This window comes from Glutamicibacter halophytocola, assembly GCF_001302565.1.
Lineage (GTDB): Bacteria > Actinomycetota > Actinomycetes > Actinomycetales > Micrococcaceae > Glutamicibacter > Glutamicibacter halophytocola.
Genome location: NZ_CP012750.1, coordinates 1,885,828 through 1,898,817, shown reverse-complemented (window position 1 = coordinate 1,898,817; position 12,990 = coordinate 1,885,828). Strand labels below are relative to the sequence as shown.

General features: G+C 60.6%; 12 protein-coding genes. 8 read left to right on the top strand and 4 right to left on the bottom strand.

Annotation, left to right across the window (positions count from 1 at the left end):
* Positions 1–5: 5 nt before the first annotated feature.
* The 5 genes from AOZ07_RS08740 (at position 6) to AOZ07_RS08720 (ending at position 5,961) form a co-directional block, all read left to right on the top strand.
* Positions 6–944 (top strand): DegV family protein, encoded by a 939-nt coding sequence (locus AOZ07_RS08740; RefSeq protein WP_060701643.1) that lies wholly within the window; start codon positions 6–8, stop codon positions 942–944.
* A 15-nt stretch (positions 945–959) separates the two neighbouring features.
* On the top strand, positions 960–1,616 hold the full coding sequence (locus AOZ07_RS08735; protein WP_060701642.1) for a ComEA family DNA-binding protein: 657 nt from the start codon (positions 960–962) through the stop codon (positions 1,614–1,616).
* The gene (locus AOZ07_RS08730; protein ID WP_060701641.1) at positions 1,613–3,880 is read left to right on the top strand and encodes a ComEC/Rec2 family competence protein; all 2,268 of its coding nucleotides are present in this window, start codon (positions 1,613–1,615) and stop codon (positions 3,878–3,880) included. The genes AOZ07_RS08735 and AOZ07_RS08730 overlap by 4 nt, the downstream gene beginning before the upstream one ends.
* A gap of 34 nt (positions 3,881–3,914) precedes the next feature.
* The gene (gene holA, locus AOZ07_RS08725; protein ID WP_060701640.1) at positions 3,915–4,907 is read left to right on the top strand and encodes a DNA polymerase III subunit delta; all 993 of its coding nucleotides are present in this window, start codon (positions 3,915–3,917) and stop codon (positions 4,905–4,907) included.
* Positions 4,908–5,037: 130 nt separating this feature from the next.
* The gene (locus AOZ07_RS08720) at positions 5,038–5,961 is read left to right on the top strand and encodes a hypothetical protein (protein WP_194943847.1); all 924 of its coding nucleotides are present in this window, start codon (positions 5,038–5,040) and stop codon (positions 5,959–5,961) included.
* Positions 5,962–6,270: 309 nt separating this feature from the next.
* On the opposite strand, the gene rpsT is transcribed toward AOZ07_RS08720, so the two are convergent.
* Positions 6,271–6,531, bottom strand: coding sequence for a 30S ribosomal protein S20 (gene rpsT, locus AOZ07_RS08715; RefSeq protein WP_022875164.1), 261 nt, complete (start codon positions 6,529–6,531; stop codon positions 6,271–6,273).
* A 170-nt stretch (positions 6,532–6,701) separates the two neighbouring features.
* Positions 6,702–7,262 carry a type II toxin-antitoxin system PemK/MazF family toxin gene (locus tag AOZ07_RS08710; protein ID WP_060701638.1) on the bottom strand — a complete coding sequence of 187 codons (561 nt, stop codon included), beginning with the start codon at positions 7,260–7,262 and terminating at the stop codon, positions 6,702–6,704.
* Positions 7,263–7,374: 112 nt separating this feature from the next.
* Here AOZ07_RS08710 and lepA point away from each other — a divergent pair, with 112 nt between their 5' ends.
* Positions 7,375–9,222 carry a translation elongation factor 4 gene (gene lepA, locus AOZ07_RS08705; RefSeq protein ID WP_060701637.1) on the top strand — a complete coding sequence of 616 codons (1,848 nt, stop codon included), beginning with the start codon at positions 7,375–7,377 and terminating at the stop codon, positions 9,220–9,222.
* Positions 9,223–10,452, top strand: coding sequence for a radical SAM family heme chaperone HemW (gene hemW, locus AOZ07_RS08700; RefSeq protein ID WP_060701636.1), 1,230 nt, complete (start codon positions 9,223–9,225; stop codon positions 10,450–10,452).
* A 15-nt stretch (positions 10,453–10,467) separates the two neighbouring features.
* Here the strand turns inward: hemW and AOZ07_RS08695 are convergent, their stop codons facing one another.
* On the bottom strand, positions 10,468–10,869 hold the full coding sequence (locus AOZ07_RS08695; RefSeq protein ID WP_084793192.1) for a DUF4870 domain-containing protein: 402 nt from the start codon (positions 10,867–10,869) through the stop codon (positions 10,468–10,470).
* Positions 10,870–10,958: 89 nt separating this feature from the next.
* Positions 10,959–11,831 (bottom strand): DUF3097 domain-containing protein, encoded by an 873-nt coding sequence (locus tag AOZ07_RS08690; protein WP_060701635.1) that lies wholly within the window; start codon positions 11,829–11,831, stop codon positions 10,959–10,961.
* A 128-nt stretch (positions 11,832–11,959) separates the two neighbouring features.
* On the opposite strand from AOZ07_RS08690, the gene hrcA reads away from it, so the two are divergent.
* Positions 11,960–12,973 (top strand): heat-inducible transcriptional repressor HrcA, encoded by a 1,014-nt coding sequence (gene hrcA / locus AOZ07_RS08685; RefSeq protein WP_060701634.1) that lies wholly within the window; start codon positions 11,960–11,962, stop codon positions 12,971–12,973.
* Positions 12,974–12,990: the final 17 nt, after the last annotated feature.

The window sequence follows — 12,990 nt, the reverse complement described above, 5'->3', positions numbered from 1 at the left end:
GGCTCATGGACGAACGACAGAAAAGCTCGCGTGCGGGCTGGCTGCCCAAGTGGCTGGCCCCGCGCGGGCTTTCGCGTCCCCGCATCGGGGTGGTCACCGACTCGGCCTCCTGCCTTCCCGCAGCTTTCCGCGACCGGCCCGGCTTCGTGGAGGTCGACATCCCGATTATCGTGGATAACCACGTGCAGGGCTCGGATACCCAGGCGCTGATGATGGGGCTGGCCATGGGCAAGGCGGTGAAGACCTCGCGCCCGGCACCGGGCGAATTCGCGCGCGTCTACCGCCAGCTGCTTGATTCGGGATGCGATCACGTCATCTCCATCCACATCTCCGGGGCCTTGTCGGGCACCGCGGACGCCGCGCGGCTGGCTGCCGCCGATTTCGGCCACCAGGTCACGGTGCTCGATTCCCGGACGGTGGCTTTGCCGCTGGGCTTTGCCGTGGCCGACGTGCTCGATGCCAGGGATGCCGGGGCGCCGGTGGAAATGCTCGAGCAGATCGTCCGGATGTCCACCGCCAGCTCCGTGTACTTTGCGGTGCCTTCTCTGGAGCAGCTGCGCCGCGGCGGCCGGATCAGCGCGCTCTCCTCGGTGCTGGGCAGCCTCTTGAACGTGAAGCCGATCCTGACCATCGACCAGGGCGCCATCTGCGCACTGGAAAAGCCCCGCTCCTTCGCCCGCGCCCAGGCCCGGCTCGTAGCTCTTGCGCTGCGCGATGCACGGGCAGCCAAGGGCCCGGTGCGCCTGGGCGTCATGCACTTTGGCGCCGTAGAACTCGCGACCGAAATTGCCACGGAGCTGGGCCCCTCCAGCAGCCAGCCGGTGGTGATCGAATCGCTGCCCGCGGTGCTGGCCGCCCACACCGGCATGGGTGTTCTCGCGGTATCCGTGGCGCCGCTGGATCCACAGCCAGCCGATGATAGCCTGGAGCCTGCCGGGCCCTGATCCATACTGTGGCGCATGGGCCGCCACGATTTTTTCAGCAAGTACGCGCCACGCCCCGGTCGTGTCAGGTTTGCAATCTCGCGCGTGGCGGTGCTTGCCCTTGTCCTGGTCGTGCTCGGCTGGATCGGCATCTCGATACTTTTGGCTCCGCCGCCGGCCAGCGAGCAATTGGCGGCGATTCCACTTGAATCCGGGCCCTCGAGCACCAGCGCCCCGGCCGGAAGCCCTTCCAGCCCGGGCCACCGGCCCGGACCGCAGGTGACCGTGCATGTTGTTGGAGCGGTCAAGAAGCCCGGCGTCTATGACCTGCCAGAAGGCTCGCGCATCACCGACGCGGTGAAAAAGGCTGGCGGGCTGGCCAAGGATGCCCACCCCGAGCTGGTCAATCTGGCTGCCAAGCTCGTAGATGGCCAGCAAGTGATCCTGCCCGGCGGCAGCAGCGCTGCCACAGGGCAGAACGCCCCGGCGCCCACCGAGGCGGCGAAAATCTCGATCAGCACTGCCGACGCGCAAACGCTGCAGGAGCTCCCCGGCATCGGCCCTGCCTTGGCCGAGCGGATCATCGACTTCCGGACCGAGAACGGCCCCTTCACCTCGGTCGCGGAACTTGACGCGGTGTCCGGGATCGGCCCGGCCATGCTGGAAAAACTCACCGAATTGGTGGTCCCATGAACACCGACTTTCGCGGCCTGTGGCTGCTCGCAGGGGCCTGGATCGCTGCCTACTTCACCATGCCTGGGCTGCTGCTCTGGGTGTTCATTGGCCTGCTGGCACTGCTGCTGGCCCTGCTGCTTCGGGAACGCCATGACGGCGCACAGGCCGCACCGTGGTTCACCGGCCCCATCGTTTTCCTGCTTGGGCTGCTGGCGGTGGCCTCGCTGGGCTTGACCCGGACCGAATGCGTTCTCCCCGAGGACCAGGAGCATCAGCGCCGCGCCGTGCTCAGTTTTGAGCAGGCCGGGGCGCCTGACCCGGAAGGAGTGCGCAAGGGCAAGGCAACAATCGAGCGCTACTGGCAGGATGATGCGTGGGTGCAATGCGAGATACCGGTGTATTTGAGCGTGCCGTACCCGCTGCCGGATCATGCCGCTTCCTTCGAGAGCGTTGTCAGCCTTGACCCGGCGGATGCCGGATCCTTCAACTGGTGGGCGCGGGCGGCCAGCGAACCGAAGGTGCTTTCCGAGGCCGAACCGAATGCTGCCGATCATTTGAAGCAGCGGTTTTCGCTGGCCCTGAACCATTTGCCGGGCAACGCCCGGGCCCTGCTGCCGGGCATGCTCTATGGCGATCGAGAAGGCCAGGACGAGGCATTGTCTGATGCGATGAAGACCAGCGGCCTGAGCCACCTCACCGCGGTCAGCGGATCAAATATTGCATTGCTGGCCGCAATCGCCCTGGCCCTGCTTCGGCTGTTCCAGATTCCCAGGGCGCCAAGCACATTGTTGATGATTGGCGCAGCGTGGCTTTTCACCTGGTTCGTCGGGCCGGATCCCAGCGTCCTGAGAGCAAGCTTGATGGGCAGCATTGCAGTCCTCTCGCTGCTCGCCGGCCGGGGCCAGGCCTCGTTGGGGATCCTGTCTTTGAGCGCGACCATCTTGCTGCTGATTGATCCGGGATTGGGAGCCGAACCGGCTTTTGCCCTGTCGGTCCTGGCCACCCTTGGCATCATCATGCTGACACCGGCGCTCACCGAAATTTTTGGGCAATTCCTGCCTTCGTGGCTGGCTGAACTGACTGCTATTTGCTGCGCAGCACAATTTACCTGCCTGCCGGTGGTTATTGCGTTGAACAGCAATTTCAGCCTCTATTCATTGCCCGCAAATCTGCTGGTTGCACCATTGCTCCCGTTGATTACCGCGGTCGGGATGGCGTGTTTGCTGCTTTGCACCCCATTGCCGTCCGTGGCCCATGCCCTGCTGTGGATCCCGGGGCTCCCAGCCGAGCTCATTGGCCGCATCGCGCAGTTTTCCGCTGGCCTGCCGGGTGCGGCCAGGCCATGGCCTGCTGGCGCCTTTGGAATCGTCCTGGCCATCATGCTGGCTGCCGTGCTTTGCATCCTCTTGATCGCGGGGCGCGAGACAGAACATGTTCGCGTGCGACAGGTTTCATTAGGCATTCTCGGTGCTGTCCTCGTCTTTGCCGCGGCATTGATCGTGCCGGCGACGATGTTTTATCGCGCGCCGGTTGGCAGCAACTGGAATATCGCCATGTGCGATGTCGGCCAAGGCGACGCCGTCGTTATCAATGTGGGGGAGAACCAGGGATGGCTGATAGATGCGGGTCCTCCGGACGGAAACGTCGTCCAGTGCCTGCGCAGGCTGGATATCACCGCGCTGCCCATCATCTTTGTTACCCATTCCCACGCCGACCATTTGGGAGGAATCGAAGCCGTGGAGGAGTCGGGAATCAAAATTGGCCAGCGGCTGGTCTCTGCCGGTTTCGAAATCGACCGGTGGCCCGGGGCCCAAGTGGTCGAGCAGGGAGATGGCCAGGCCTTCGGGACCGTGGACTATCACGTGATCGGTCCGGAGACCGTGGCGGCCAGGAGCGCGGAACCCAATGACACGTCGCTCGTGATCCGTTTTAGGTTCCATACGCACAATGGGGACATCGACTATTTTTCCGCCGGAGACATGGAGACCGAGGCGATGGCCGCGCTGTTGCGAAAATCCCCGCAGCCGCCTGCCGCGATTCTCAAGGCCTCGCATCACGGAGCCCGAAATGGCGGAACTCAGATCATCAAATCCATATCGCCCCAGGTGCTCTTGGTTTCTGCGGGCAAGGACAATTCCTATGGCCATCCGCATCCGGAAACCCTGCGGGCCGCTCAAGAGGTTGGAGCCCGCGTCTTCAGGACTGACCAGTCAGGTACGGTGCTTCTCACATTTACCGAGCAAGGGGTTCTGAGTACTGCCATGGGTTCGCCAGTTCGGTAGGATCGATATATCGACCGAAGCACTAAGGAGCTCGATGGCACGCGCCCAAGCCAATCCAGGGATCTCATGGCGAGAACTCACGCCGCAACCGCTGATTTTGCTCACCGGTTCAGAAGATTACCTGGCGTCCCGAGCTTTCGAGCTGCTCCGTTCGCAAGCCTCCCAGCGTGAGGATATCGAGGTCACACGGCTCGACGCATCCAAATATGAGCCGGGGGAGCTTTTGCTGGCTACCAGTTCCTCGTTGTTCTCCAGCGCCAATCTGGTGGAAGTTCACGAGCTCGCCCAGATGAACGAGTACTTCTTGAAAGATGCCACCAGTTATCTCAAGGACCAGGCGCCCGAAAATGTCTTGATCATGCATTACTCGGGTGGTACCCGTGGCAAGAAGCTCATTGATGCGATTAAAGCGGCTGGCGCATTGATCGTGAATTGCCAACCGGTGAAAAAAGACGCGGAGAAGATCGACTTCGTCCAGGCCGAAATGAAGGCAGCGAAGCGCCGGATCACGAACGACGCGGTGAAAGCCCTCGTCGCTGCGGTAGGCAACTCTTTGGCCGAGCTTGGCTCGAGCTGCTCGCAGCTCATTCAGGACACCACAGGCACGATTGACCAGGACATGGTTGATCGCTACTACGGCGGCCGCGTCGAGGCGACGGCTTTTAAAGTCGCTGATGCCGCAATTTCCGGCAATGCACAGGCCGCCCTGCGAACGTTGAGGCATTCACTGGGTACCGGAACGGATCCGATTCCCATTGTGGCGACCCTGGCAATGAAAGTGCGCCAGCTCGCCAAGGTTCTCGGAGTGAATGAGCCAGCTGCGACGCTGGCCTCCGAACTGGGGATGGCCCCGTGGCAAGTTCAGCAAGCGCAGCAACAGGCTCGCGGCTGGAAACGCAGCGACCTGGCCCTGTGCATTGAAGAAATCGCGAACACGGACCGGATGGTCAAGGGCGGAAGCCGATCGCCAGGTTACGCCTTGGAGCATGCCATCCTGTTCATTTCCGAAAAAGCACCAAAAACATAGAACAATGCCCTGGAGATGCGCTGGCGTAGTGTGCCAGCAAACTTGGATCCACCTCGCAATCTTCTAGTCGTTGCATAAAAGGTCGATGCTGGAGTCCGCAGTTTCCTGCAGCGCAGTTTATACTAACAGCATGATTAATCGACGATCACTCGCAAAAATCGCCGCTGGAGCCTTGTCAGCTCTTGCGCTGGCCGCAACCCTGTCCGCCCCCGCCTCGGCCTACGAGCCTGCACCCGAAGGCCCGGCGGGACTGACCTGCAACGCAGACATGAAGCGCGGGGATCCAGAGTTCCCCGGCCTTCTCAGGGGAGTGCAATACGCCTACTGGCCAGGCTCGAATGAAGGTGGTCCAGGCGTGGACGCCTTCGTTAATCTGAATCCAGTCCACCACACGAACTTGGGATTCAACCCGAAAGCGCTTGTCGAGAAAAATGGCTATGATTCCCTGTTGTATGCGACCAATCCCGACGGCACCCTCTATGTGGTGGACGGCTATGAATCAACCGTAGTCAATAACACGTGGGCTGGAATCCGCACCATGACCGACGTTGTCGTGACCGACAAGTACGACTCTGCCACCGGTGTCACCTACACCTACGCCATCACCGATCAGGGTGCGCTCTACCGGTACACGCAGTCGCAAGCGACAGCTAACATGTTCGGCAGGGTCCAAGTTTCCCCTCGCGGCTGGTGGCCGTTGAAGGGATTCAGCTACTGGATGACCAAGACCCTGTCCAACGGCGACCAAGCGGATATTTTCCTGTCCAACGCCTCGGACGGCCGGTTGCTGGAATACACCATTCCCCGGGCAACGCCGACGAACTGGTCCTCAAAAGTTGTTCGCTCCTCCACGTGGCAGAACTTCGTTTCCTTCTCCGTTGGCAACTGCACTGATGCCAATGGAAATCGGACACGAACCGCTCCGCTGCTCGCCACCACAAAGGCCGGCGATGTGTGGCTCTACTACGTCAGCAAATCAACTCCCGACGCGCTGCCAGCAGTCACCAATGGCACTCGCATCGCAACTGGCTTCACCAACTCGTACAACGGCTGACGCTTTATAAGCAGAAGTTCCGGGATCTGGCCGGAGCCTGCCAACGTGTTCTGCACCGCAGGGCGTGGCATGGCTGGCTCCGGCTATTCCGTTCAAATTGGCAGTTCGGCGGGCAGCGGCCTGGTACATCGATCAGCGCTCAAAGCCACACGGGATTCCGGTCCGCAGCAGTATCCGGCATTGAGCATCGGATGACCTCGTCGACTAGCCGGAGCCGATTCAACGGAAATTTCCTGTACCACTGCCGCTGGCAACACAAAACCCCCGCACCCAATGGATGCGGGGGAGATGATGAAGTCTAAGCTTGGCTTAGAGGGCGCTAACCTTCTTGGCAATTGCCGACTTGCGGTTTGCAGCGTTGTTCTTGTGCAGAACACCCTTGCTTACAGCCTTGTCGAGCTTCTTGCCAGCCAGGCGCAATGCCTCGGTTGCCTTATCCTTGTCACCGGCGGCTACTGCCTCGTTGACGTTGCGGATTACGGTCTTAACCTCGGAACGGACAGCTACGTTACGCAGACGTGCCTTTTCGTTAGTCAGGATACGCTTCTTCTGGGACTTGATGTTAGCCACTTTAATAAACTCTCTCGTTTATCGTTTTATACGGTCGGTAGAGGGTTCATCCTTCAGGCCATCGACTGAGCGGTGTGGGGCACCTATGGCGACCCGAAGGGGGCGTGTTGCCCAACCTGCGCAACACACAAGGATTAACTTTATCAGACACGGGGCCCAACAACGAGTACTTAGGCTCGTTCGTTTAGGGCGTTCACCACATTTGAGAAGCGTTCCCGGTCCAAGATGGCCCCTTCGCGGCGAATGGACTGGTCGTTGAGGCGAATGATGCGATCCAGCTTTACTTCGCTGGGACGCCGTTCCCGATCCCAGCTCCCGGTCCCGATATCCATGTAGTCGGGATTCCGGTGGCTTGAGTTGTTCTTGTCCTTGCTCGTAAGCATGAGGCCAAGAAGCCAGCCGCGGTCTCGACCGACAATCAGCACCGGACGGTCCTTGCCCTGGGAGTGGTCCTCTTCATATGGCACCCAGCCCCAGACGATTTCGCCCGGATCGGCGTTGCCGTCCAATGACGGCTGGTACTCATAGTTGATCGCCCCGCGGAAATCGCCCGGATAGCCGCCCGCAGCCGATGCGCCGGCGTTGCTCCCGCGCCCAGACGAGGCACGAGGGGTGCTCCGCGAGCCAGAATTCCCGGCGCCGCTATTTCCTGCGGTACGGGAGCGTGTCGCATTGATCTGCTTGAACACGCGCATCACGAGTCTAAGTATCTTCTCTGGATTCACTGCCATGAACGACAAACTACCAGCTGCCGATGGCCGAAATACGTGATGACTCGGAAACCATGACAGAATGGAGGCTAATCCAACTACGTCTTTTAGTCAGCTAGTGAGGTCTGTTTAGGTGTCTCCATTGGCCCGCACCGCTCAGGTGCCTGCCGCGACCGATCCGTCGCTTATCCGTAACTTCTGCATCATCGCCCATATCGACCATGGCAAGTCGACCTTGGCCGACCGCATGCTGCAGTTGACCGGCGTTGTCTCGGCCCGCGACATGAAGGCCCAATATCTGGATCGCATGGATATTGAGCGCGAACGCGGCATCACCATCAAGTCCCAGGCAGTTCGCATGCCATGGGAGTCCGAAGATGGGACCGCCTACGCGCTGAACATGATCGACACCCCGGGTCACGTTGACTTCACCTATGAGGTGTCGCGTTCCCTGGCCGCCTGCGAAGGCGCCATCCTGCTAGTCGACGCCGCCCAGGGAATCGAGGCCCAGACCCTCGCGAACCTGTACCTCGCTATTGAGGGCGACTTGACCATCATCCCGGTGCTGAACAAGATCGACCTTCCCAACGCGCAGCCTGAAAAATACGCCGCCGAACTGGCCAACCTGATTGGCTGCGAGCCAGATGAGGTGCTCAAGGTATCGGGCAAGACCGGCGAAGGCGTCGAGGCGCTGCTCGATGAGGTCATCAAGCAGCTTCCACCGCCTGTCGGCGATGCCAAAGCGCCAGCGCGCGCCATGATCTTCGACTCGGTGTACGACACCTACCGAGGTGTGGTGACCTATGTGCGTGTTGTCGATGGCAAGCTGTCTCCTCGCGAGAAGATCCAGATGATGTCCACCGGCACCACCCACGAACTGCTGGAAATCGGCGTATCCTCGCCAAACCCGGAGCCCACCAAGGGCCTGGGCGTTGGCGAAGTGGGCTACCTGATCACCGGTGTCAAGGACGTTCGCCAGTCCAAGGTGGGCGATACCGTCACCAACTACCTGAAGCCTGCCAGCGAGTCATTGGGCGGCTACGAAGAAGCCAAGCCAATGGTGTTCTCGGGCCTGTACCCGATGGACGGCACCGATTACCCGGTACTGCGTGATGCGCTGGACAAGCTGCAGCTCAACGACGCCGCCCTGACCTACGAGCCGGAAACGTCTGTCGCCTTGGGCTTCGGCTTCCGCGTGGGCTTCCTGGGCCTATTGCACCTGGAAATCACCCGGCAGCGCCTGGAGTCCGAGTTCAATCTGGATTTGATTTCCACCGCGCCGAACGTGGTGTACGAGGTCATGGGCGAAGACAAGCAGATGATCACCGTGACCAACCCTTCGGAGTTCCCGGACGGAAAGATCCTGGAAGTGCACGAGCCGATGGTGGCCGCCACCATTCTTGCTCCGAGCGAATTCATTGGCGCGGTCATGGAATTGTGCCAGGCCCGGCGCGGCACCATGCGCGGCATGGACTACCTCTCCGAGGACCGCGTGGAGATGCGCTACCACCTGCCGTTGGCTGAAATCGTGTTCGACTTCTTCGACCAGCTCAAGTCCAAGACCCGCGGCTACGCCTCGCTGGACTGGAAGGCCGATGGCGAGCAGGTTGCCGATCTGGTCAAGGTCGATATCTTGTTGCAGGGCGACCAGGTGGATGCGTTTTCCGCGATCACCCACCGGGACAAGGCGTACTCGTACGGCACCATGATGACCTCGAAGCTGCGCGAATTGATTCCCCGCCAGCAGTTCGAGGTGCCGATCCAGGCTGCCATCGGTTCGCGCATCATCGCCCGCGAGAACATCCGCGCGATCCGCAAGGACGTGCTGGCCAAGTGCTACGGCGGCGATATCAGCCGCAAGCGCAAGCTGCTGGAGAAGCAGAAGGAAGGCAAGAAGCGCATGAAGATGGTTGGCCGCGTGGAAGTTCCGCAGGAAGCCTTCATCGCAGCCCTGTCCACCGACGAGCCGAAAAAGAAGTAAATGCCATCAGTACTGCCTGACGGCGATCCGGCTCCGGCCGATGGTCTGCTCCCGGCCTCATGCGCGCATGAGGCCCAGGGGCGGACCATGTCCTTTTATGTCCATATTCCGTTCTGCACGGTGCGCTGCGGGTACTGCGATTTCAATACGTACACCGCCACCGAGCTGGGTTCGGGCTCGAGCCAGGCGACCTATGCTGCCACGGTGAGCAAGGAAATCAGCTTTGCCCGCGAGGTGATGGACCGCTCGGGCCAGCCGCACCGGGAAATTGAAACCGTCTTCTTTGGCGGCGGCACTCCGACGCTATTGCCCGCCGGCGACTTGGTATCGGTGCTCGGTCAGATTCGCCGGGACTTCGGCCTGAAGCCGGGCGCGGAAATCACTACCGAGGCCAACCCCGATTCGGTGACCCGCGAGAGCTTGCAAGGACTGGCCGACGGCGGATTCACCCGTGTTTCCTTCGGGATGCAGTCTGCTGTGCCCCATGTGCTCAAGGTCCTGGAACGAACCCATGACCCCAAGCGGGTACTCCAGGCTGTGGCATGGGCTCGCGAAGCCGGCCTTGAAGTCAGCGTCGATCTGATCTACGGCACTCCGGGGGAGAGCCTGGAAGATTGGCGCATGAGCATCGAAGCGGCGCTGAGCTACGAGCCGGACCATATTTCCGCCTATGCGCTGATCATCGAAGAGGGAACCAAGCTTGCTGCGCAAATCCGCCGTGGCGAGGTTCCCAATATCGACGATGATGACCATGCCGAGAAATACCAGATGGCTGATGAGATGTTCGCTGCCGCCGGTTTCTCCTGGTACGAAGTGAGCAATTGGGCCAAGACTCCAGCCAACGCCTGCCAGCACAATATTGCGTATTGGAAGGGCGGCGATTGGTGGGGCGCAGGACCTGGCGCCCATTCGCACGTCGGCGGCCTGCGCTGGTGGAATGTGAAGCATCCAGCTGCGTATCAGCAGCGCATTGATGCAGGGATCTCTCCCGGACACGGCCGAGAGTACCCCGATGCCCAGGCTGTCCAACTGGAGCGAACGATGCTGTTGACCCGCCTGAGTTCCGGCATGCAAATCAGTGAGCTCGATGCCACCGGGCGCACCAAGGTCGCGGGGCTGATTGCTGATGAACTGATTGATGCCAAGGCGGCTTTTGCCGGCACCTTGGTGTTAACGCAACGAGGCCGGCTGCTAGCCGACCTCGTGGTGCGAGAATTGCTCGATTTCTAGACCTGGGTAGAACTGCTACTTCATCAGGCGAAGATTGAACTTGTAGCGGTAGGGGCGTCCCTTGTTAGCTTGGATAGCGGCAAGGGCGCCTGAAACCGTCATGTAAACCCACAGGGCCACGGCAAGCACGGAGAAAAGCCAGCCGATGCCGGGCAGGATCGTGCAGACGTTCAGCGCAATGGCCAGAATGGTGAGCGGGAAAGTGAAGTTGAAGGCTTCCTTGGATTCCTGGGCGGTGAATGCGCCCCGGTCGCGGAAAACCGCAAAAATAATGGCAGACGGAATGCAGCCGAGAATGGCGCCGAAGTGGGCCATGGTCGACCATTGCCGGTCCTCGGTTGGAGTCAGCGGCAACGCAGCGGTTCGCGATCCTTCGAAGCGCGAATTCTCCGATGACTGCGTCTGGCGTGAAGTCACTATTTTCCCTTGTCTTGCTGTGGCTGGTTTCTTCTCCATCATAGCTGGCTCGGTTCACGCAGAGGCTTGATTACCGGGCTAAAGTCCAGCTATTGGTCAATTGTTAGGAAACCGTAATCTTCGGTGGTCAGAAAATCGATCAATTCTTCTATTCTTCCCAAAAGCTGTGGTTCCAGCTGCCCATAGTGCGAGACCGTGGACAGGATCCGCTGCCAGCCGATGCCGATGTCCTCGGCAGATTCGTGCGGCCAGCCAAAGGCGCGGAGCACACCGGTTTTCCAGTCGGTACCCTTGGGGATGACAGGCCAGGCCTTGATTCCGAGCGTCGACGGCTTGATCGCTTGCCAGACGTCGATATACGGGTGCCCGAGAATCAGGACGTTCTGTGCTGCGCCGGGGACCTTCATGGCCTCGGCGGCAATACGGGCCTCTTTGGTGCCGGCCACGAGGTGGTCAACGAGGATGCCAAGGCGGCGTTCGGGAGAAGGGGCAAAATCGCGGATGGCTCCGGCCAGGTCGTCAACACCGTGCAGTGGTTCAACAACGATCCCCTCAACACGCAGGTCGTGGCCCCAAACCTTTTCCACGAGTTCTGCATCGTGCTTGCCTTCCACCCAGATTCGGCTGGCGCGTGCCTGGCGGGCCTTCAATCCGGTGACCGCCCGGGAGCCAGAAGCGGAGACCATGGTCTTGGGCTGCGCGGCTTTGGCTACCGGATCAACCATCTCGACGGGTTCGCCTTCGAGATAGAATCCGAAACCGGCCTGGAACGAGCGCGTCTTGCCATGGCGGTCCTCCAGCACGATGATGCGCATGCCGCCCGACTTCTCGGTACGCGTGACTTCGCCAACCCAGCCTGAGGTGGCATCTTCCAGAACCATGCCGCGTTCGATGGGTACCTGGCGGAGTTTTTTCTGTGCCGGGGCACTGAGATCTTGCGGTCCCCAGGAGTAATTAGCCACGTACTGCCTTTCGCTGTGATCGAATACGCTCGAAATCCAATGCTAGCAACCGTTGAACGTATTAGACTTGGCACTTGAAAGGTTAGAGTGCCAAACCCTTCTGATAGGGATGCCAAGGAGGTGGCGTTGTGAGTGAGCTTCGGCGTTTGGATGTTTTGCGCGCCATCGTGGAAGACTACGTCCAGTCGCGTGAACCGGTTGGTTCCAAGGCGCTGCTCGATCGGCACAATCTTGGCGTCAGTGCGGCCACGATCCGAAATGACATGGCCTTGCTGGAAGAAGAGGGCCTGATTGCTGCCCCTCACACCTCATCTGGCCGTATTCCGACCGAAAAGGGCTATCGCCGTTTTGTCGATGAGATTGGCGAGCTCAAGCCGCTGTCCAGGGCAGAACGCGATGCCATCAACAAGATCCTGGATGACTCCACCGACCTGGATGAGATGCTCAAGAGCACTGTTCGGCTCTTGGCCAGGCTGACCAATCAGGTGGCGATGATCCAGGTGCCGCACTACGACACCGCGTCGCTGAAGAACCTCGAACTGCTCAGCTTGGGCAGCTCCCAGGTGCTGATGGTCATGATTGCCTCCAACGGCACCGTGGACCAGCGCATGATGGCCGTTGCGCGCTTGTACTCGGATGCCGAATTGGCCGACCTGAAGCTGTGGCTGCTCAATAGTTTCGAGGGAGTCCAGCTCGCCGATCTGAGCGGCAAGCTGACCCGCGCCGGGCTGAACCCGCAGCAGCAATCCGAGCCATTGGTAGACAGCGTATTGCACGCCTTGGAAGAAATGGCCCAGGCAGCCAATACCCAGCGCATCATCATGTCTGGAACAGCCAACTTGGCCCGCGTGGAAGGCGACTTCCCGCTGACCATCACCCCGGTGCTCGAGGCCCTCGAAGAACAGGTCGTGCTGCTCAAGCTCTTCTCCGAGCTGGAGGCGGACTCGCGCGGCGTGGCGGTGGCCATCGGCACCGAGCATCACTACGGGCAGCTCTCGGAGGCCGCGGTGATTGCCACGACCTACGGAGCCGACGTGCGCAACAAGCTGGGTGTGCTCGGCCCGACCCGCATGAACTATCCAACATCGATGGCCTCGGTGCGGGCAGTAGCCCGCTACCTGTCAAAGATTTTGGCGCACTAGCTTCGCTGGCGATACGC